Here is a 22,132-nt window from a genome sequence, read left to right as displayed (position 1 = left end):
TAACGGGGTCAAAACCAACCTACTATGTTACGTAAATTAGTTGATTACAAAAAGTTAGATCACAAACTTGGTGCTTTATTAATTGAAACTTATTCTGACGGTTACGGTGATGATGACATCATTGTTTTCAAAAACCTTAAGGGAGAAACAATTGAAGCCGTTGAGCTCAAAACAGAGGATACCATTTACCTCGTAAAAATCAGCAAGAGTCTTTCTAATTTCATCGCGAATTTTGAAGAAAATATTGAAAAGGAACTTGAAAAGGTAGCACAGCCCGTAGACGCAGAGAATCAAAATTACGAATCAGATAATGAAGCAAAGTTTGATTCTGAAGACCAAGACTAGCAACAGGCATTTCTAAATTTTACAAAAGATAACGTTCTCGCAATATATTGCGGTGATGCTTTTGGTGACCACAAATAACAAAACCCAAAATTGCTGCATTCCAAGGCAAGTTACTGGCTACCCCTTCATTTTTTAAAGTTTCTACATTAAAACTTTTATAAAGCGTAATAGTAGATTGTCTTACTGCTTGGTATTCCTCTATAATACTCTGTTTTGAACGTGTTTCAGCTCTAGAGTTTGGAGCATACAAATCTTGTTCAAATCCTGGTAAAGGAGTTTTGTCACCTCTTGAAAACCGCAATGAACGGTATTGAAATACACGCTCAGAGTCTATAATATGTAAAAGTACTTGGGCAATAGTCCACTTTTCCGGTTCGTATGCATAATTAAGTTTGCTCTCGGGAATATTCTCTATGAAATTAGGGAAATTCTTTAGCTGACCTTCAAGTATGTCCAACAATTCAACATCCCCTAATACATCTATATATGCTTTATAAAAAGGGATAGGTTCCGAAATAATAAGTTCTGAAGTTCTCATATGATATAAAATAAAAAATCCTGCGCAGAATAACTACCCAGGAATTTAGATTACTATTTAAAGAGTTTTCTACAATTCGTTGAAAATTGTATGCATCAACCTCTTTTTATCATTTATACTTTCTTCTAGTGAAATCATAGTTTCCGTACGGCTAATCCCATCTATATCATCAATCCTGAAAATAATGTTTTTAGCATGATTGGTATCTTTTGCTCTAATTTTACAGAAAATATTGAATTTCCCTGTTGTAATATGCGCTACAGTAACATTTGGAATTTGCTCCAAACGCTCTAAAACAAATTTTGTTTGGTGTGTCTTTTCTAAGAATATACCAACATAAGCAATAAAAGCGTAGCCAAGTTTTACATAATCTAATGTAAGCGATGATCCTTTTATAATACCAGCTTCCTCCATTTTCTTAACACGAACATGAACAGTTCCCGCAGAAATCAAGAGTTTTTTAGCTATATCAGTAAATGGAGTTCTGGTATTATCTATTAACATATCCAGAATCTGGTGATCAATCTCGTCTAATTTTACTTTTCCCATTATGATTGTGTTTTTGGCAAAAATAAATAATTATAGCATAATACGCATTAAAAGTTGTATTTTTTTAACAAAAACGTAAGGATTTAATGATTTTAAAAAATAAAGCTCAAAACATCAACCTTTAATCATCTGATAAAAAGACTGTTGCCTAAGTTCTTTCAAATTAATTTCATTAAGGCAGTCATAGGTTTCATGACCATAGCATTCGACAAGAGGACCTTTTTTATCGACTAAAGGTTCAAATGCGACCGAGCCTTCTTTTAACACCTCTTTATAAAGCACTCCTATGGCCTCACCATCTGCTAAACTTGAATCAATAATATGCGCATTTTTAATTAACACATCAAAAAAGAGTTTTCCGTTTTCAGGTATTTTAAAATAGTCTTTTTGTTGAAATTTATGGATTGCATTTTCAGCTACAACAGTTACCCCTTGTAAAATAGCGTGAAAAATATACTCTCTGGTATGTTCACGTTCATAATCCTTAGGGTAGTGACCAGACTCAAACAATATAGTGGGCACGTTAAGCATCTGAAAGCTATCACCTACACAATTGGCATTAAAACCATCATCATACCTACCTACTTGGCCTGGAATCATTTCTTCCAAAACTTGATTCATGGCAACTATTAACTGCATACTAATACCTCTTGTTCTTGATATACTCCTTTCCGGATCATGAGCAGGCGCCAAAAATGACACCGTTGCCGGTTTAGGAGTTTTACCTACATTAAAAATAGTACGTTGGTCATGAAGGTTAAAACAATAATCTGGTTTGAATCCATCAAAGACATTTTTTAACACCACACTTTCTGATTCAGTTCTATTCTGAGCATCTCTGTTCAAATCTATCTCATTTGCATTTATTCGCGTATAGACTGCAGCGCCATCAGGATTTAATATAGGTATGATTAAAAGAGTGCAATGTTCCAAAATAAGTTTAGCAGAAACTGAACCTGCATTTAGAAAGTTTACAAAATCTAAAACTGCCTTTGTGGTTGTAGATTCGTTACCGTGCATTTGTGACCACATTAAAATTTTACTTGGTCCTTTACCTAATTGCAGACTTTTTATCTCACGCCCCTGAACAGATTTACCAACTGTTTTTATGAGTAGTTGCTTCTTATTCTTTTCCAGAAAATCTAAAATTTGTTCATTAATCACATAACGTCCGCTAACGGATTTTTCCTTAATGGATCTATACTCAGATTGTGAAATACTCATTTGGTCATTATTTTGAGTTGCAAAAATAACTCCTTAATATTTTACAATTGTAACTGCTAAAATATACATTTGTAAACATAGCATCTTAAGAAAGGTTATTGATTCGCTACAATTGTAACCGTAAAATCGTCAGAAAAACTAGGTTAATTCTAAAATCAACTTAATTTATTGAACATCAGTTACTAATGCACTTTTATTTAAACTTTGAAATATAACAAATAGACCTCTAAATTATATTTTATATAGAATATCGATGTCTTTTCACTACTTTTATCCTAATATTAGTTACAATGGTAAACACAACGGATTTTATTAAGCGTCTAGAGCATCTACTGCAGTATTATGGGCTTTCAGCTTCTAGCTTTGCCGATAAAATCAATGTGCAGCGCTCAAGTATTTCGCACCTGCTATCCGGAAGAAACAAACCTAGCCTAGACTTTGTTCTTAAAGTAGTGAATGTATTTCCTGATGTAAACTTATATTGGCTACTGAACGGAAAAGGCTCGTTCCCTTCTGATGCCGAAAAAGCAACAACACATACTATATCCCCGCCCGTACCAAAAGCTGCTCTAGAAGAATCACCCGTGAAAGCGTTGCCAAAATCTAAAAAGACAATAGAGAAAATTATTATTTTTTATTCTGACGGAAGTTTTGAAGCTTATAACAATTAATAGGCTTTAATTTCTTTATTTTGTACTGATGATACAGAAAACATTCCCCATACTTACCGCATTAATCTTAATGACCTCTTGTTATGAACCAGAAAGGAATTGTACCGAATTTAAAGACGGAAAATTTGCGTTTACAACTACGATAGGTGATGAAGAAAAAACCACTATTTTTCTACGAAAAGGCGACTTAGAGATTGATTATTTTGACGGCAAGGCAGATTCTTCATCTGTACGCTGGATTAACGACTGTGAGTACATTGTAAAAAAACTTGACCCAAAGAACAAGTCCGAAGAACAGTCCGTTCATATGAAAATACTATCCACGACAGCTGATTCTTATATTTTTGAGTACAACATTGTAGGAGAAAGCAAACACGACAGAGGAACTGCTATTAGGACTAAATAATAACGTAATATTCTTCTAGTACTATTTTCTTATGAGATACTATGTGACAACTAGCTAAAACTAGCTCGTATAGGCTATCCTAACACAGAAGACAATATTTTTAATACATGGTTCTTGCTTTCAGAAAATAAGCGCTCTAGGTGCTCGATTTTAAAGATGATAAAATCAGCACACATAAAAACAAAAAGCCCGACTTAATAAGTCGGGCTTTTTTATATGATTCAATATTAATTACCATCTAGTTCGGTCTACTGAACGCAACCTCAGGACTATTTTCCTTGTGCTCCCTAGATAGACGTTGCTGCTGCTTAACCGTAAGCGTGCTGCCATCAGGACTCCACCCAGGAGGCCCAAAAATATACATCAGTTTATGAGAAAACTTTTTTGCTTTTTTTACATCGGCCCAAATATCCTTAAACTCGTGAGTTAAAATCACAATTGGATTATAAGATTTTGGCGCGTGAATAACTCCAAACTTAACTTCAACATCATCATCTAACTCTTTCCAAGTACCAAAAATCTTATCGAAGATATTTAAGAAACCACCGTGATTCTTATCTAAATATTCTACATTTTGCGCATGGTGCACTTGGTGCATGGTGTGGGTATTAAAAATCTTTTCTACCCATCCCATTTTAGGAACATACTGAGAATGCAACTGAAACTGCCAGAAAGACTCAATAGCCAAAGCGAAAATTACCACTTCAACAGGAAAGCCAATTGCCGGCATCCACATATAAAAGAAAGGCTTGTAAAGTAATGTAAACCAACCGTTACGGATGGCCGTACCTAAATTAAAATGATCTGAAGAGTGATGTACTATATGAGCTGCCCAAAGTATTCTTACCTCATGATTTGCTCTGTGAAACCAATAATATGTAAAATCATCCGCTAATTGACATGCTACAAATACGTACCAAGCATAACCAAAAGATTCATATCCCATAATATTAGTTCTTACACCATCTACAATAGGGTTAAAAAACTCATAGGTATAAGTAAAAACTGTAATTAAGACGGTAATTTTAATAAGCGGACCCAAAATTGCCGAACCAACACCCATTGCACCACTAGCAAAAAAGTCTTTCCACACATAAAGGTCTTTATCTCCATGAGTGTGGCTATAAGAGATTTCCAGCAATATAAATGCTAAAAAGCAAGGTACGCCGTAAATTAGGGGGTTTGTCAAGTCCATATTAAAACAATTTTTTTTGCAAAGATAGCATTATTAAGACCTACATTTATATTAAGGCCATTAATTAAGACTATTCTAACATAGCCAATATAGATACTATGTTCTGAAGTAATTATATTTTTTTATCCCGTAGCAATGCATTCTGCTCTTGCATCAACTTCTCTAAACTAGCTAACAATTCAATATTCTTAGGTGTCTCAACTTCCTTATTTTGAGGGTCTTCCGCCTTTGACTTAAAGCTATGAAACCCTTTGATAACCACGAATATTGTCAGTGCTATAATCAAGAAATCAATTAGCGCCTCTAGCATTTCACCGTAACCTATTGCCACTTCCTGTGCAGTACCAAGCGCTTCACGAAGCACATATTTCTTACTACTAAGATTAACATCGTCCGTCATTAAGGACAAAGGCGGCATGATAATTTTTTTGACTAACGTGTTGATGACATTATTAAAAGCAGTACCAATAATAATACCTATAGCCATATCAATCATATTACCTTTAATGGCAAAATTCTTGAAATCTTGAATAAAATTTTTCATAGTAGACTTTACGCTTTATTCGAACAATGAGGTCTGAGCTTCATCATCCTCATCGTCTATTTTTCCTTTTTCATCATCCACTCCCTCTATTCCTTCGGTTTTTTGTGGTTCAGGTTCCTCATGAGGTAATGGCTCTAACATATTAATTTCCAATACCTTATCTTTAGTCAATTGATTACCCATTGCCCCTATTCCTTTTACAGAAATAAACTCCTCTAGATTCAGCTCTAAATTGTCTTTTCGGTCTTGTCCGCGCTTCTTGGCAAACACCAATTCAATCATTGGCCTGTAATCTGTACTGATGATTTCTACATGGGATTTTGGATGATCGGTAAGCACATTTTCTTCTTTATCCGGATGATCGATTAAGAAACGTTTTACGTAAAACAGTTCCTTGTCACCCTCCCAATAAACCACCGAAACTGGTTTTTTAGGATTCCATTTTTCAAGAACTACCAAATCTTCGTCAAAATGAAGGGTTAGCTCAGGAATAACCGTTTTCACTAATCCATTTTGATTTATAATCAACAAGCGATCCTCACTAGTGAATTCACCTAAAAACTCACCTCTGTCATCAATATTTAATCGTTGAACCGTATCGTCAAACCATAATTTCCTAGGTTTTAAGGTAGATAAACCCTTTTCCTTTAAATCAATGCGCTTCACGGAATATTTGGTGACTACGTTCCCTTTTGAAGAACGACCTTTAATCATGATTTTAGCGAAATCAATATCCCATTTCAATTTTTTGATACTTCCTACTTGACGCAAGCTCACAGACACTACCTCTGCCTCTCCATTAGGGTTTCCTGAGAAATAATGCACGAAAGTACCTGGCAAACCACTGCCCATTGCATAAGGTTTATCTCGGGTAATACTAGTTACGTTAAAACGCTTAATATAGGTAGCTCCTCCTTTACCATCCCTATAAATCATATTATAGACGGTACGTTTGTCCTTTTTCTTGAAAACAGCCACATATATAATACCCTTGCCAACAAAAGTCTTTGAATCAACTTTGAATACCATCATTTTACCGTCTTGGGTAAAAGCGATAACATCATCAATATCGCTACAATCCGTAATATATTCATCACGCTTCAAAGATGTACCTACAAAACCTTCCTCTCGGTTCACATATAGCTTGGTGTTCCGTATAATTACCTTGGTCGCCTCTATATCATCAAAAAGTCGGATTTCAGATTTACGCTCGCGGCCTTTACCATAAGTATCTTTTAATCTTTGGAAATAAGCTATAGCATAATCAACAAGGTTTGCCAAGTGATGCTTAACCTCTGCAATCTTTTCTTCCAGATTGTCAAGGTATTGTTGTGCTTTATCTAAATCGAATTTTGAAATACGCTTAATTCGTATTTCCGTAAGACGAACAATATCTTCTTCCGTAACCGCCCGTCTTAAGTGCTTGGTAAATGGAGCCAGACCTTTATCTATAGCAGCGATTACACCTTCCCAGGTTTCCTCATCTTCTATATCACGATAAATACGGTTTTCTATGAATATTCTTTCTAACGAAGCAAAATGCCATTGCTCTTCAAGTTCAGCTAGTTGAATCTCAAGTTCCCGGCGAAGTAATTCTACTGTAGCATCTGTAGAACGACGCAACATTTCAATAACTCCAATAAAGAGCGGTTTGTTATCTTCAATAATACAACCCAGTGGCGAAATAGAAGATTCACATGCTGTAAATGCATACAGTGCATCAATAGTTTTATCAGGAGAAATACCGGTTGGCAGATGTACCAAAATCTCTACATCTGCAGCCGTATTATCTTCAATTTTTTTAATTTTTATTTTACCCTTATCATTTGCTTTAAGAATAGAATCTATTAAAGAAGAAGTGTTAGTTCCGTAGGGTATCTCACTTATAATCAGCGTAGTTTTAGAATGCTGAGCTATTCTTGCTCGCACTCTGATTTTCCCTCCACGAAGTCCTTCATTATAATTGGACACATCAATAATTCCTGATGTAGGGAAATCAGGAAACAGCTTAAAACGCTGTCCTTTTAAATGCTTAATAGAAGCATCAATGACCTCAATAAAGTTGTGAGGCATTATCTTGGTAGAAAGACCAACTGCAATACCTTCTGCCCCCTGTGTTAACAGTAATGGGAATTTTACAGGAAGATTAACTGGCTCCTTCTTACGGCCATCATACGACTGTTGCCACTCCGTAATTTTTGGACTAAAAACTACATCTAGGGCAAATTTAGAAAGTCGAGCTTCAATATATCTTGAAGCCGCCGCGCGATCGCCCGTTAATATGTTACCCCAGTTACCCTGGGTATCAATCAATAAATCTTTTTGACCAATTTGCACCATAGCATCCGCAATACTAGCATCCCCATGTGGGTGATACTGCATTGTATGCCCAACAACATTCGCTACTTTATTATAGCGCCCATCATCAAGATCCTTAAGAGAGTGCATAATTCGGCGTTGCACAGGCTTAAAACCATCCTCTATTGCAGGTACTGCTCGCTCTAATATTACATAAGATGCATAATCTAGAAACCAGTCTTTATACATTCCCGTTACACGGGTTAATGCATCATCTGGCGCTTGTTCATCGCCATCCGTAGCCCCAACATCTTCTATTTGTTCTTGCTGCTCTTCAGCAGATTCCCCAGATTGGTCGTCAGGTGTATTCTGATTTTCAGCTTCGTTCAGTTCGTCATTTTCCTCCATTCAGAAAAATTCTGTATTTCTTTGGTTTATAATTTGTTTTCTTCTACCAAGTCTATCTCTACTTTAAGATTTTCTATGATAAATTTTTGGCGATCCGGTGTATTCTTACCCATATAAAAACTTAATAACGCTTCTATTGACATTGCCTTATCTAACATTACCGGTTCTAACCTAATATCCTCACCTATAAAATGCTGGAACTCATCTGGCGAAATTTCACCTAAACCTTTAAAGCGTGTTATCTCTGGTTTACCGGATAGTTTTTCCATTGCGTTTCTTCGCTCATCCTCGCTATAGCAATAAATGGTTTCTTTTTTATTCCGAACCCGGAATAATGGCGTTTGCAAAATGTATAAATGATTCTCTTTTATCAATTCAGGAAAAAATTGCAAGAAAAATGTAATCAATAATAATCTAATATGCATACCATCAACATCCGCATCCGTTGCAATTACCACATTGTTGTAACGCAAGTCTTCCATAGACTCTTCAATGTTCAAAGCCGCCTGAAGCAGGTTGAATTCTTCATTTTCGTATACGATTTTTTTAGACATGCCATAAGAGTTCAGCGGCTTTCCCCGAAGACTGAATACCGCCTGCGTATTTACATCACGTGATTTTGTAATTGAACCGGAAGCAGAGTCTCCCTCAGTAATGAATAACGTACTATCTAAACGACGATCATGTTTCATATCGCCCAAATGCACGCGACAATCCCTCAACTTCTTATTATGAAGATTTGATTTCTTAGCACGATCACGAGCAAGTTTACGAATACCGGAAAGATCCTTTCTTTCCCTTTCGGCCATCATAATTTTACGCTGCAACTTTTCTGCCGTTTCCGGATTCTTGTGCAGGTAGTTATCTAAATACTTTCCTATAAAGTCGTTAATATACGTTCGCACTGTAGGGAACTTACCTCCCATTTCCGTAGAACCCAACTTGGTTTTTGTCTGACTTTCAAAAACAGGCTCCATCACCTTAATGGCAATTGCAGAAATAACAGATTTCCGAATATCAGAGGCATCGTAGTTCTTTCCGTAAAAGTCACGAATAGTCTTAACCAAAGCTTCACGAAATGCCGCTTGGTGCGTACCACCATGGGTCGTATGCTGTCCGTTTACAAAGGAGTGATATTCCTCACTATACTGCGTTTTACTGTGTGTAATGGCAACCTCAATATCATCACCTTTTAAATGGATAACCGGATAAAGAATATCCTCTGCGTTATTGTTATCCTCCAGTAAATCTTTTAATCCATTTTCCGAATAAAATTTTTCGCCATTAAAAACGATAGTCAATCCCGGATTTAGATATACATAGTTTTTGAGCATGCGTTCCACATACTCGTTTCTGTACTTAAATTTCTTAAAAATGGCTTCATCAGGAGTAAAACTAACCTTTGTACCCCTTCGTCTGGTAGTTTCATCAAGAAGCTCTTCTTTTTGAAGTTCGCCAATTTGAAATTCGGCGGACTTAGATTTTCCGTCCCTGGTGCTCTCTACACGAAAGAAGCTAGAAAGAGCATTCACCGCCTTGGTACCTACACCGTTTAAGCCAACGGACTTCTTAAATGCACGCGAGTCATACTTACCTCCGGTGTTCATTTTTGAAACCACATCCACCACCTTTCCCAAAGGAATACCACGACCGTAATCACGCACAATTACACGGTCCCCATGAATTGAGATTTCAATGGTCTTACCAGCCCCCATCACAAACTCATCAATACAATTGTCAATGGTTTCTTTTAACAAGATATAAATACCATCATCGGCCGAAGAACCATCACCCAGCTTACCGATATACATACCGGGACGCAGGCGAATGTGTTCTTTCCAATCGAGTGAACGTATATTATCTTCTGTATATTGACTTTCCTCAGACATAAATCAGGGGTTTGGAACTAAACTAACGCTAAAGATAAGACGACAATTAAAAAGATGAAACCCCAAACTGTTAAAGTAATTAACAATGAATTTATCCATTTTGTTGATATATTCGCTTAATATGCTAAATTTTACCCTTATAACACACCAATTTGCACAAAAATGCCAAAAACTTGTAATCTTGGAGACTTTTTCAGACCAAAGCATCGGTTTAAAATAATCTGGGGTCAGCACATTTAAACCATTTAATCGCTACTTAATGAAAAAACTATTATTAAGTCTTCTAGTTTTCACTGGAAGCATTACTTCTATTCTAGCTCAGGACTTTAACAAAGAATATAAGGCCATTGAACCTAAAGTCATAGAATGGAGAAGAGAGATACATCAGAATCCAGAACTATCTAACCGTGAATTTAAAACCGCAGAAAAGATTGCTAAACACCTTACTTCATTAGGAATAGAAGTACAAACTGGGGTAGCCCATACGGGGGTGGTTGGTATTTTAAAAGGAAAAAAGCCAGGCAAAGTCATTGCTTTGCGAGCAGATATTGACGCGTTACCTGTTTTTGAACGAAATGACCTTCCGTTTAAATCTACCGTAGTAACAGATTACAAAGGAGAAGAGGTACCTGTTATGCATGCTTGTGGACATGATACACATACAGCCATTCTCATGGGGGTAGCCGAGATTCTTTCTAAACACACCGATAAAATAAAAGGCACAGTCAAATTCATTTTTCAACCGGCTGAAGAAGGTCCGCCAGAAGGTGAAGAAGGTGGTGCACTACTCATGGTAAAAGAAGGTGTTCTCAAAAACCCAGATGTAGACGCTATATTCGGCCTTCATATCAACTCACAAACACCGGTGGGTGTAATTCGCTATAAATCGGGAGGCACTATGGCGGCGGCCCAGAAATTTATTATCAACGTAAAAGGAAAGCAAAGTCACGGTGCCAGACCTTGGTCCGGTGTTGACCCAATTCTAATCAGCGCAAAAATTATTGATGGCTTACAGACCATCATTAGTAGAGAAGCAGAATTGACTAATGAAGCCGCAGTGATCACCGTTGGAAAAATCACAAGTGGTGTACGGTTCAACATCATACCGGAAAGTGCAGAAATGATTGGCACCATCCGTACTTTAGATTATGACATGAAGGCACTAATCAATAGACGTATGGAGGAAATGGTTCCCGCCCTTGCCAAAGCTTATGGCGGTGAAGCTACAATTGAAATAAAAGACGCTACAGACATCACGTATAACGACCCAGACTTGGTAACAAAAATGCTGCCTACTTTAAACAAAGTAGCTGGAGAGAACAATGTGCAAACACAAAAGGCCGTTACAGGAGCGGAGGACTTCTCTTACTTTCAGAAAGAAGTACCAGGCTTCTTCTTCTTTTTAGGAGGGATGACACCCGGAAATACAGAGTCTTTTCCACATCATACACCAGATTTCATCATAGATGATAGCGGTCTATTACTGGGCGTAAAGGCTTTAACAGAAATGAGTATCGATTATCTTAGTAAATAGCAGATTAAAATAAATAACCTTAACAATTAGTTTAAATAGTTCTAAACATATTTATGGACCAAATAATTTCATTTTTTCAAAGTATTTCATGGTGGGTTTGGGTATTGATTTTTCTTTTGATTGTCGCCTTTAGAGATATCTTTTTTCAACGTTCACATACTATCTCGCACAACTTTCCTATAGTAGGTCACTTAAGATATTGGCTAGAAAGTATAGGTCCGGAAATGCGTCAATACTTTGTAGCGAACAATCGTGAAGAGCTTCCTTTTAATCGTATAGAAAGAGGTTGGATTTATGCTTCAGCGAAAAAGGAAAACAACTACGAAGGTTTTGGAACTGATCGTGATATCTATGCTCATCAGCATGTTTTCATAAAGAATCAAATGATGGCATATAAGGTACCTGAAAATCACGTAAATGCAATTGACAAAACATTTATTCCTTGTGCCAAGGTTATGGGAGTTCACAATAAAAGAAAAAAGCCATTTCGCCCCAGTTCTATTATTAATGTATCTGCTATGAGTTTTGGCTCGCTATCAGCTGCAGCTGTAGAATCAATGAACAAGGGTGTTGCGAAGGCTGATGCTTATCATAATACAGGTGAAGGCGGACTTTCCCCTTATCACAAACAAGGAGGTGATGTTATTTTTCATATCGGAACAGGTTATTTTGGAGTTCGTACGCCGGATGGAAATTTTTCCATGGAGAAAATGAAAAAGCTTGTTACTGACAATCCTACTATAAAAGCAATAGAGATTAAATTGTCGCAAGGAGCTAAACCAGGGAAAGGAGGTGTTCTACCTGGTGCTAAGATTACCGCTGAGATTGCAGAGATTAGAGGTGTTGAAATTGGAAAAGACGTATTATCACCAGCAACTCATAAAGCGTTTAGCAACGTTAAAGAACTTCTTGAACTCATTGAAAACATTGCCGAAGAAACTGGATTACCTGTAGGTGTTAAAGGAGCTATTGGAAAGTTAGACCAATGGGAAGAACTAGCTGATTTAATGATAAAAACCGGAAAAGGCCCCGATTTCATTACTGTAGATGGTGGTGAAGGCGGCACCGGTGCTGCTCCCCCATCATTTGCTGATCATGTTTCATTGCCATGGGTATATGGCTTCTCTAGTCTATATAGGGTTTTCCTAGAAAGAAAACTCACTGATCGTATTGTTTTTATTGGAAGTGGAAAACTAGGATTCCCGGCCAAGGCGGCAATGGCTTTTGCCATGGGTGTTGACTGCATTAACGTTGCTCGCGAGGCAATGATGAGTATAGGTTGTATTCAAGCTCAAGTTTGCCACACCAATCGCTGCCCCGCAGGTGTTGCTACTCAAAGTAAATGGCTACAGAAAGGAATTGACGTTCCGCTAAAATCAGACCGTTTAGCACAATATTTTATGACCTTTAGAAAAGAGTTTCTAGAAATTACTCATGCCTCGGGTTACGAACACCCTTGCCAGTACACTATGGATGACGTTCAATTAAATGTAGATGACAACTCTCTAAACCGTAGTTTAGCTTCTTCTTATGGCTACAACAAGGCCAAAGTTCCTTTTGTGAATATGCAAAAACTGCATGATTGCATTCACTTGGGAGGAAAGCATTGTGAAAACAGCTAAGAATAATATACATTTGTTTACGTTATTAGTAATTTCCAAATCATATAACAAGAATTTAATCTGAGTAATTTATGAAACACCCCATACTTACCTTTGGTCTTATCCTTTTCGCTAGCTTATCCATACAAGCCCAACGTAAAAGCGACCTTATAGAAGAAATAGCACAATTAAAAATGCAATTAGACTCAGTAAACGCTGAAGTTTTTGATGCAAGAAAGAATGAAAAAGTAGCCGTCACCAAAGCGGAGTCATACGGAAATCAGGTAACTGAACTTCAAAGTGCGAACAATACTTTAATGAAGAACTTGAATAATTTCGCAGAGGTTTCTAATAAAAATTCGAGCATGGTATCTACTGCCATGGCCAATCTTGCAACTAAAGAAGATCAACTTAAAACAATAAAAGCTGCCATTGCCACCAATGATTCCATTACTATAGCAGTTTTGACCAATGTAAAGCAGACTATGGGAGAAAATGCCAAAATAGGCGTTGCCGAAGGTGCTGTGGTTGTTTCTTCAGATTTATCTAGTTTATACGGAAGTGATACTGGAACTACGCTTACGCCTGAAGCAGAATCTTGGACAGAGAAAATTGCAAATATCTTAAATGCCAATCCTAGTACAACTGTTACCATAGAGGGTCTTAGTATGACTGGAGATATTGAAACTCCTGCAAAACAGGCTATGGCCATCGCTGCTATCTTACAAAACAAATTCACAATAGCTCCTGAGCGTATTGCTGCATTAGGAAGAGATGGAAATTTAAAAGAAGGTATTCAAGTGAACATTCACCCTGATTTTAATAAATTCTATCTCATGGTCCGAGAGCAGATGAAGAACTAAAAGTTATCCTAAATTTTGTATACTTTTTGATAAAATCCCCCGTTCTAGTATCCAAATAAACCAAATACCAACAAAAATGTCTGGAGAAGGAATTTTACAAATGTTCGGCTTTTTATTGCCTGCAGTAGTTACAGGGGTCGTTGCCTTTTATTTTTTTAAGTTACACACTAAAAACGAAGACGGGCGCAGACGCTTTCTACTACATAAAGACTCACAAAAGAACACTATACCTGTTCGTTTACAAGCATACGAGCGTATGGCACTTTTTCTTGAGCGAATAGCTATACCTAGTTTAGTGGTTAGAGTAGCACCAAAATCTGCCGACAAAAATGCATATGAAAGTCTTTTGATAAAAAGCGTTGAAACCGAGTTTGAACACAACCTTTCGCAACAAATTTATATGACGGACGAATGTTGGAATGTTATTAAGGCCGCTAAAAGTGCGACCGTTCAAATGATTCGTAAAGCAGCTATGAGCGAAACCGATTCGGCTGATAAATTACGAGAAGATATCCTTACGGAAACTATGGAGAAGCAATCGCCTTCATCAACAGCATTAACCTATATCAAAAGAGAAATAGGTTACCTCTGGCAGTAAATGAATAAAAGTATATATTAAACTTAACCAGTTTAGACAAACCGTGCCAACTTTAAATAGTTAGTGCGGTTTTTTATTTTATAGTACCTCGCCCTTTTCCGGTTCTATTTGGTTGAGTTCCGCATTTTTATATTTAGCAAAGTTGTAACCACTCTCCCACCAAACCGTCATTTTTTCCTTATCAAAAATCAGGGAATTAGTGGTTAAGACCGTTGGCGTATAATAAAAGTTGATAATAGCATCATTATGTTTTGCTACATATTTGCCAATCCTAATGTTTTGATGCTCTATACGGTCCAACATATACTCAAACATTGTGGTAAGTAGCGAGAAGGCATTTCGGGAAGGCAACCGGTTTAAATGGCTTACTTCCGTCTGCAAAACAATAACGTCTACTTCTGTAGCGCCTCGTTTTATTGCTTCCTCTATAGGAACCATGTTTCCCAATCCACCATCTGCATATTCACAGCCATTCTTGCGGACTAAACTCATAAAAGGTGTGTAGTTGCATGAAATCCAAATCCACTCACAAAACTCATCATAAGTGCAATCATTAATGCTTTTGTATTCTACCTGATTTAAGGATAGGTTTGAAACCGTTGCAATAATCTCCTTTGGTCCCTTTTTTAAATTTTCAAACTCTTCTACCGTTAATGTATTTCTTATCAGCTTTAGAAGGTTTCTACTTTCCCCAAAGGTCTTTCTTCCTTTGTAAAAGTTCTTTAACACGTTCCAGTGGTCTATACCAATGGTATGCACGCCATGTTTCTTTTGTATGGTGAAAGGGCAATTACTGAAAATACTATGCTGATTCACATTCGTATAAACCTCTTTTATTTTTTCAATTTTAGCAAGAGCTAAGTGAGAAATAAGCAAACTACCTGTAGAGGTGCCAAGAAAAAAATCGTATTCATGATGGAGTTCTTCCATTAGGTATTGCGCAACGCCGCCTGCAAAAGCACCTTTACTACCTCCACCTGATATGACTAATGCCCTCATTATTAATTAAGTTTTGTATAAATATAACGTGATTCGTCTTCGTTTAGTTTCTCAACCAGTTTTTGGATACGAATTTTATAATCTTCATCTTCCAAAAGTTGATCTATTAGACTTCTGGCAAATTTCTTAAACTGCCATGAATGGTGGTTTGTGGCATAGATAAGATTAAGGAGTCCCTCATCTGTAAAACCTATTTCGCGCAAGTATTGAAATGCGGACATACGAACTTCCCATCCATATTCCGGAGAAGTATAACCGCTCAATTCCGCAAAATACCTTGTAGTATTTTGAGCTTCATAATCATTAGTGGCAACCGCTAACAACAACCACAATAACCTTACATTTTTGTTTGGCAAGCCATTAACACCCTTAATAGCATCTAAATATACCTTTTGACTTTCAGGAAAAGTTGACCATAGCTTATACAAAGCTAGTTCTTGGGTCACATAGCTTTTATCGGTCAACAATTTCTCCACTACTTCCTTTTTATTAATTGGAATTTTTTGAATTAGCTGAAGCCCTTTTTGACGAACTTCTAAATAAGGACTTTCCATTAATATCATCTCCAATCCACCCGCTACTATCTCTTTTTCAAATTTATCAATTAATGCCTCTTTATATTCTACGGGCCGATTTTCATGTAACCAAACACTAAGGTCTTTTTCGGAGTGTTTAGAAACGAAAAAAGTCCGGATAGATTTGTTTTTCGCCATTAGAAAGGTCTTCACATCGTCATAAGGAAACTCAGTGGACAGCAACCACTTTACTCTAAACTCATCTAAATTTAAAGCTGATGCCAGTTCAACCTCCTTTATAAAATCTTCAATAGTTACATTCTTAAACTGATGTTTATTCAAATAAGCTACAACTCCTTTTTTAAACGCCTCATCTCCCACTTTATCTTTTAACATAACCAAGGCCCATGCTCCCTTTTCATAAAAAGTAGCACTACTCGCTTTAGGGTCTACCAAAGCTTTCCCTTTACCATTCTCAGATATTTCCTGAAGCTCTTTTGCTGTTTCAAACAACTTCCAGTAAAAATGATCGTTGCTAAAAATTTCCTTTTCGGCTAAATAAGCATAATAAGTCGCGAATCCTTCATGCAGCCAATGGTGGTTTCCATCTTTTTCAGTAACCAAGTTACCAAACCACTGGTGTGCCAATTCATGGGCATTGACATTTACAAAGTTCTTATCTACAAAAGCGGTGGAGTCTATAACATAACCGTCAGAAAAAATTGTATTTCCCGTATTCTCCATTCCTGCGTACAAAAAGTCGCGAACGGGAATCTGTTTGTAATTCTGCCATGGGTAAGGCACTCCAATTTCATCTTCTAGAAAATCAAAAATTTGTTGTGTATAACGGTAAGTTGGCTCTACCCTTGTACTATCTTGAGGATAATAATAATTTTCAATGGGCACGCCACTAGAAGAAGCTAATTCCTGTTTACTGTAATTACCAATAGTAAAAGCCAACAGATAACTGCTCATGGGCTTCTTCATATTAAAAAGCCAAACTGGGTTATCATCTATTTGAGGGGGAGTCACAGCCAACTTACCATTTGCTATTACATCAAATTTTCTACCCGCCTGAATAAATAGATCAAACTCAACTTTTTCGTTCATATCATCAAAGCTGGGCAACCAATGACTGGTATACTTGCCTTGACCTTGCGTCCAAATCTGTTCGTTCCCTTCTATGTTATCACCCCAACCTAAAAAATAAACGGTTTGCTTTGGTTTGGCTAAATACTCAATAGTGAGTTTATACGATTTGTCTTTTTTAAACTTTTTATAAATTGAAATGGTTTTATCTGTCTTAGTAAACTCTACTTTTTTACCGTCCAGTTCAACTTTTGTAAATGCCATATCTTTTGCATCAAGGAAAACGGAATCAACATTTTGAAGCACATCAAACTGATAAATCACACCACCTTTTATCTCCTTATTTAATGGAATAGGCTCAATAAACACCTCGGCTTGAATAAAGTCGACTTTATCTTGATGTTGACCAAAGCAAGAACATATCGAAAAGAAAAAAAAGAGTGCGAAAAGGTTTCTCATGAAGTCTTAGGAACAAATAGTAGACCAAATTTAACGTTTTAGTTTGTGGCAATTGTACCTATCACTTAATTTAGTCCCATGAACGCTAATTCACTTCAGACTCCTATCGTATACTTAAAAGGTGTAGGCCCTAATAGGGCCGAAACTTTACAGTCTGAACTAGGCATACATACATTTCAGGATTTACTAAACCTTTTTCCCAATAGATATATAGATAAGACCCAGTATTATAAGGTAGGACAATTACAACGTAATTCTGCCGATGTACAGGTTGTGGGCAAAATAGTCCACCTTAAATCCGTAGAGCAAAAGAAAGGGAAGCGTCTTGTAGCCAGTTTTGTTGATGAAACTGGTGAAATGGAGCTGGTTTGGTTTAGAGGTCAAAAATGGATTCGCGAGAACATAAAGCTCAATACGCCTTATGTAATTTTTGGTAAGTGTAATTGGTTCAATGGTAAGTTTTCTATGCCTCACCCGGAAATGGAACTCCAAAAAGACCACGAACAAGGTCTTAAGATAGCTATGCAGCCTGTTTACCCCTCTACTGAAAAACTTAGCAATAAAGGCATTTCTAATAGAGTGATAAGTAAACTGGTCCAACAAATATTTATTGAAACCAAAGGTCGGTTCACAGAAACGCTTTCTGAAAAATTATTATTTGAATTAAAGCTGTTGCCCAAAAGTGAATCGCTTTTCAACATACATTTTCCTAAAAATCAAGAGCTCTTAGCAAAAGCGCAATTCAGATTAAAATTTGAAGAACTCTTTTATATCCAAATGCAGCTGATTGCGAAGAACATGCTTCACAAGAAGAAAATAAAAGGATTTAATTTTAACCAGGTTGGCATACTCTTTAATGACTTCTATAAAAATCATTTGCCTTTTGAACTTACAGGAGCTCAAAAAAGAGTGATTAAAGAAATAAGAGGCGATTTGGGCAGTAATGCCCAAATGAACCGATTACTTCAAGGAGATGTAGGTTCCGGAAAAACTATTGTTGCGGTTATGGCAATGCTTCTAGCTATTGACAATGGTTTCCAAGCTTGCTTAATGGCTCCCACAGAAATTTTAGCTAATCAACATTACACTGGAATTTCAGAACTTCTGGAAGGCACAGGTATTAGTTGCTCTCTTTTGACAGGTTCTGTGAAAAAATCTGCCCGCAAACCCATTCATGAACAATTGGAAAGCGGAGAACTTCAGATTCTTATAGGTACCCACGCGCTTCTAGAAGATAAGGTGAAATTTAAAAATTTAGGCTTGGCCATAGTGGATGAGCAACACCGTTTTGGCGTAGCGCAGCGCTCCAAACTTTGGCATAAAAATGACATTCCTCCGCATATTCTTGTAATGACGGCAACGCCTATTCCGCGAACATTGGCCATGAGTCTATATGGCGATTTGGATGTTTCAACTATTGACGAACTACCTCCAGGTAGGAAACCCATAAAAACAGTTCACAGGTATGACAGTAATCGTTTAAAAGTATTTCAATTCATACGAGACGAAATAAAGAAGGGACGCCAGATTTATATTGTTTATCCGCTTATACAAGAATCAGAAGCATTAGACTACAAGGATTTAATGGATGGCTACGAAAGTATTGCGCGCGACTTTCCCCTACCCGACTTTCAGATATCCATAGTACACGGCCAAATGAAGCCGGCGGACAAAGAATATGAAATGTCCCGTTTCGTAAAAGGCGAAACTCAAATCATGGTGGCTACAACAGTTATTGAAGTTGGCGTAAATGTGCCTAACGCGTCTGTTATGATAATAGAAAGCGCGGAGCGTTTTGGCCTATCACAATTGCACCAACTTAGAGGACGTGTGGGGCGTGGTGCTGACCAAAGTTTCTGTATCCTTATGACAGGAAACAAGTTATCTGCCGAGGCAAAAACCAGACTGCAAACCATGGTGCATACCAACGATGGTTTTGAAATTGCCGAAGTAGATTTAAAACTACGAGGCCCTGGGGATATTATGGGAACACAGCAAAGCGGTGTACTTAACCTAAAGATCGCTGATATCGTAAAAGATAACGATATTCTAAAGACTGCGCGTTACCATGCCATGCAACTTTTAAAAGACGACCCTTCTCTTGAAAAACCAGAAAATTTAGTTATCAGACATGCCTATTCTCAACTTGTGAAGTATAAGAATATTTGGAATTACATAAGTTGAACGTCGTAATTTTCAACTGCAATAGTTTCTTAATAACGCCCACTTTCGTTAGATTTGTGAGCTTAGAATTTAAATAAAATGAATACAAAAAAGACATTATTCGATAAAGTTTGGGGTTCACATGTGGTACAACACATAGAGAACGGACCGGACGTATTGTTTATAGACCGCCATTTAGTGCACGAAGTAACGAGTCCCGTTGCTTTTTTAGGTTTAAAAAACAGAGGCATTAAAGTGCTACACCCTGAAAAAACCTTTGCTACGGCAGATCATAACACGCCTACTATCAACCAACATTTACCTGTTGCTGATCCTCTTTCCGCAAACCAGTTGCGCATGTTAGAGGAGAACTCAAATGAATTTGGTATTTCATATTGGGGTCTTGGCCACGAAAAGAACGGTATTGTTCACGTTGTAGGTCCTGAATACGGTATTACGCAACCTGGCGCTACAATTGTTTGTGGTGACTCACACACTTCTACTCACGGTGCTTTTGGAGCTATTGCTTTCGGTATTGGTACTTCAGAAGTAGAAATGGTTTTGGCTACACAATGTATTATGCAGACCAAGCCAAAGAGCATGCGAATCAATGTTGAAGGTAGTTTAGGCAAAGGAGTTACGCCTAAGGATGTTGCCTTATATATCATTTCTCAATTAACCACCTCTGGTGCTACAGGCTATTTTGTTGAATACGCTGGTCAGGTTTTTCGTGATATGACTATGGAAGGTCGTATGACCGTCTGTAACCTAAGTATTGAAATGGGTGCTCGTGGAGGTATGATTGCTCCGGACGAGAAGACTTTTGAATATGTAAAAGGAAGAGAGTTTACACCAACTGGCGCAGCATGGGACAAGGCTATGGCTTATTGGGAAACGCTACCTACCGAAGAAGGCGCAGAATTTGATAAAGAAATTACTTTTAACGCAGCCGATATAGAACCGATGATTACTTACGGTACTAACCCAGGTATGGGCATCGGAATTTCTAATGGTATTCCGCAAGCGGATGCTGTAGAAGGCGGCGTTGCTACTTATAAAAAATCGTTGCAGTACATGAACTTCAGTGAAGGCGATAGTATGATGGGTAAACCTATCGATTTCGTTTTCTTGGGAAGCTGTACGAACGGAAGAATTGAAGATTTTAGATTGTTTACATCCTTGGTAAAAGGACGTAAAAAAGCGGCTAATGTTACGGCATGGTTGGTTCCTGGTTCACACCAAGTTGAGAAAGCTATAAAAGACGAAGGTTTATTGGCTATCCTAAACGAAGCTGGCTTTGAACTTCGTGAGCCTGGTTGTTCTGCTTGTTTGGCCATGAACGATGATAAAGTGCCTGCCGGTAAATATGCGGTAAGTACTTCTAACAGAAACTTTGAAGGTAGACAAGGACCTGGTTCAAGAACTCTTTTAGCTAGTCCGTTGGTTGCTGCTGCAGCTGCCGTTACCGGGAAAGTTACGGATCCAAGGGAGTTAATGGAACTTGAAATAGCCTAACTTATTTACATCTAAATTCAGCATTACAATTTGAAATTATGGCATACGATAAATTCAATACATTAAAATCATCGGCAGTACCTCTTCCTATAGAGAATGTGGACACCGATCAAATTATACCTGCAAGATTCTTAAAAGCTACGGAGCGTAAAGGTTTTGGCGATAATCTTTTTAGAGATTGGCGTTACAACAGCGATGGTACGGAAAAGAAGGACTTTGTTTTGAACAACCCAACCTACAGCGGTAAAATTTTAGTAGGAGGAAAGAACTTTGGTTCTGGTTCTTCTCGTGAGCATGCTGCTTGGGCGGTTTATGATTACGGATTCCGTGTTGTGGTATCTAGCTTTTTTGCCGATATTTTTAGAAACAACTGTTTGAACATTGGTGTTTTACCTGTTCAGGTAAGTGCCGAGTTTCTAGATAAAATCTTAAAAGCTATTGAAGCCGACCCAAAAGCTACTTTTGAAGTGAGCTTACCAGAGCAAACCATTACTATTGAAGGAAGTGGAGAATCTGAGTCTTTTGACATTAACGTTTACAAAAAAGCGAACATGTTAAATGGGTTTGATGACATAGACTACCTATTAAATATTTCAGAAGAAATTAAAGAATTCGCTTCCGACAGACCTTTATAAGCTGTCCATACGGAAGTATAAAGAGACAACAATCTGTTGAATATTAACTTCGGCAGATTGTTTTCCCTTTACATAATGCAATACAAAATCGATT

General features: G+C 37.4%; 19 protein-coding genes. 10 read left to right on the top strand and 9 right to left on the bottom strand.

Going from position 1 to position 22,132, the window contains the following annotated elements:
- Positions 1 to 24: 24 nt before the first annotated feature.
- Complete coding sequence (locus IWB64_RS14960) at positions 25 to 345, top strand: hypothetical protein (protein ID WP_194534767.1); 321 nt, start codon at positions 25 to 27, stop codon at positions 343 to 345.
- Positions 346 to 364: 19 nt separating this feature from the next.
- On the opposite strand, the gene IWB64_RS14955 is transcribed toward IWB64_RS14960, so the two are convergent.
- The 3 genes from IWB64_RS14955 to IWB64_RS14945 form a co-directional block, all read right to left on the bottom strand.
- Positions 365 to 883, bottom strand: coding sequence for a DinB family protein (locus tag IWB64_RS14955; RefSeq protein ID WP_194534766.1), 519 nt, complete (start codon positions 881 to 883; stop codon positions 365 to 367).
- A 69-nt stretch (positions 884 to 952) separates the two neighbouring features.
- On the bottom strand, positions 953 to 1,432 hold the full coding sequence (locus IWB64_RS14950) for an Lrp/AsnC family transcriptional regulator (protein WP_013995861.1): 480 nt from the start codon (positions 1,430 to 1,432) through the stop codon (positions 953 to 955).
- A 114-nt stretch (positions 1,433 to 1,546) separates the two neighbouring features.
- Positions 1,547 to 2,656: a M14 family metallopeptidase gene (locus tag IWB64_RS14945; RefSeq protein ID WP_194534765.1), complete on the bottom strand. Its 1,110-nt coding sequence runs from the start codon at positions 2,654 to 2,656 to the stop codon at positions 1,547 to 1,549.
- A gap of 290 nt (positions 2,657 to 2,946) precedes the next feature.
- Here IWB64_RS14945 and IWB64_RS14940 point away from each other — a divergent pair, with 290 nt between their 5' ends.
- Positions 2,947 to 3,327 carry a helix-turn-helix domain-containing protein gene (locus IWB64_RS14940; protein ID WP_194534764.1) on the top strand — a complete coding sequence of 127 codons (381 nt, stop codon included), beginning with the start codon at positions 2,947 to 2,949 and terminating at the stop codon, positions 3,325 to 3,327.
- Positions 3,328 to 3,355: 28 nt separating this feature from the next.
- Positions 3,356 to 3,733 (top strand): DNA topoisomerase IV, encoded by a 378-nt coding sequence (locus IWB64_RS14935; protein ID WP_194534763.1) that lies wholly within the window; start codon positions 3,356 to 3,358, stop codon positions 3,731 to 3,733.
- 238 nt (positions 3,734 to 3,971) lie between these two features.
- Here the strand turns inward: IWB64_RS14935 and IWB64_RS14930 are convergent, their stop codons facing one another.
- From IWB64_RS14930 to IWB64_RS14915, 4 genes are all read right to left on the bottom strand, one after another.
- Entirely contained in the window at positions 3,972 to 4,928 is a 957-nt protein-coding gene (locus IWB64_RS14930; RefSeq protein ID WP_194534762.1) for a sterol desaturase family protein, read from the bottom strand.
- 112 nt (positions 4,929 to 5,040) lie between these two features.
- Positions 5,041 to 5,472 carry a large conductance mechanosensitive channel protein MscL gene (gene mscL, locus IWB64_RS14925; RefSeq protein WP_194534761.1) on the bottom strand — a complete coding sequence of 144 codons (432 nt, stop codon included), beginning with the start codon at positions 5,470 to 5,472 and terminating at the stop codon, positions 5,041 to 5,043.
- A 15-nt stretch (positions 5,473 to 5,487) separates the two neighbouring features.
- On the bottom strand, positions 5,488 to 8,178 hold the full coding sequence (locus IWB64_RS14920) for a DNA gyrase/topoisomerase IV subunit A (RefSeq protein WP_194534760.1): 2,691 nt from the start codon (positions 8,176 to 8,178) through the stop codon (positions 5,488 to 5,490).
- 26 nt (positions 8,179 to 8,204) lie between these two features.
- Positions 8,205 to 10,067, bottom strand: coding sequence for a DNA topoisomerase IV subunit B (locus IWB64_RS14915; RefSeq protein ID WP_194534759.1), 1,863 nt, complete (start codon positions 10,065 to 10,067; stop codon positions 8,205 to 8,207).
- Positions 10,068 to 10,326: 259 nt separating this feature from the next.
- On the opposite strand from IWB64_RS14915, the gene IWB64_RS14910 reads away from it, so the two are divergent.
- The 4 genes from IWB64_RS14910 (at position 10,327) to IWB64_RS14895 (ending at position 14,663) form a co-directional block, all read left to right on the top strand.
- On the top strand, positions 10,327 to 11,601 hold the full coding sequence (locus IWB64_RS14910) for an amidohydrolase (protein ID WP_194534758.1): 1,275 nt from the start codon (positions 10,327 to 10,329) through the stop codon (positions 11,599 to 11,601).
- Positions 11,602 to 11,654: 53 nt separating this feature from the next.
- Positions 11,655 to 13,223, top strand: a complete 1,569-nt coding sequence (locus IWB64_RS14905; RefSeq protein ID WP_194534757.1) for an FMN-binding glutamate synthase family protein — start codon at positions 11,655 to 11,657, stop codon at positions 13,221 to 13,223.
- Positions 13,224 to 13,294: 71 nt separating this feature from the next.
- Positions 13,295 to 14,065, top strand: coding sequence for an OmpA family protein (locus IWB64_RS14900; RefSeq protein ID WP_194534756.1), 771 nt, complete (start codon positions 13,295 to 13,297; stop codon positions 14,063 to 14,065).
- Between the two features lie 76 nt (positions 14,066 to 14,141).
- A complete protein-coding gene (locus IWB64_RS14895; RefSeq protein ID WP_194534755.1) occupies positions 14,142 to 14,663 on the top strand; it encodes a DUF7935 family protein in 522 nt (173 codons plus the stop codon).
- Positions 14,664 to 14,741: 78 nt separating this feature from the next.
- Here the strand turns inward: IWB64_RS14895 and IWB64_RS14890 are convergent, their stop codons facing one another.
- Complete coding sequence (locus IWB64_RS14890) at positions 14,742 to 15,662, bottom strand: patatin-like phospholipase family protein (protein ID WP_194534754.1); 921 nt, start codon at positions 15,660 to 15,662, stop codon at positions 14,742 to 14,744.
- Between the two features lie 2 nt (positions 15,663 to 15,664).
- Positions 15,665 to 17,725, bottom strand: a complete 2,061-nt coding sequence (locus tag IWB64_RS14885) for a M1 family metallopeptidase (RefSeq protein WP_194534753.1) — start codon at positions 17,723 to 17,725, stop codon at positions 15,665 to 15,667.
- 78 nt (positions 17,726 to 17,803) lie between these two features.
- Here IWB64_RS14885 and recG point away from each other — a divergent pair, with 78 nt between their 5' ends.
- The 3 genes from recG to leuD all read left to right on the top strand — a co-directional run bounded on the left by recG (position 17,804) and on the right by leuD (position 22,038).
- A complete protein-coding gene (gene recG, locus IWB64_RS14880; RefSeq protein ID WP_194534752.1) occupies positions 17,804 to 19,909 on the top strand; it encodes an ATP-dependent DNA helicase RecG in 2,106 nt (701 codons plus the stop codon).
- Between the two features lie 78 nt (positions 19,910 to 19,987).
- A complete protein-coding gene (gene leuC / locus IWB64_RS14875; protein WP_194534751.1) occupies positions 19,988 to 21,403 on the top strand; it encodes a 3-isopropylmalate dehydratase large subunit in 1,416 nt (471 codons plus the stop codon).
- 38 nt (positions 21,404 to 21,441) lie between these two features.
- Positions 21,442 to 22,038 (top strand): 3-isopropylmalate dehydratase small subunit, encoded by a 597-nt coding sequence (gene leuD, locus IWB64_RS14870; protein ID WP_194534750.1) that lies wholly within the window; start codon positions 21,442 to 21,444, stop codon positions 22,036 to 22,038.
- Positions 22,039 to 22,132: the final 94 nt, after the last annotated feature.

It is taken from the genome of Zobellia nedashkovskayae, assembly GCF_015330125.1.
Lineage (GTDB): Bacteria > Bacteroidota > Bacteroidia > Flavobacteriales > Flavobacteriaceae > Zobellia > Zobellia nedashkovskayae.
The sequence above is the reverse complement of the archived record's forward strand: the minus strand, read 5'-3'. Positions and strand labels throughout refer to the sequence as shown.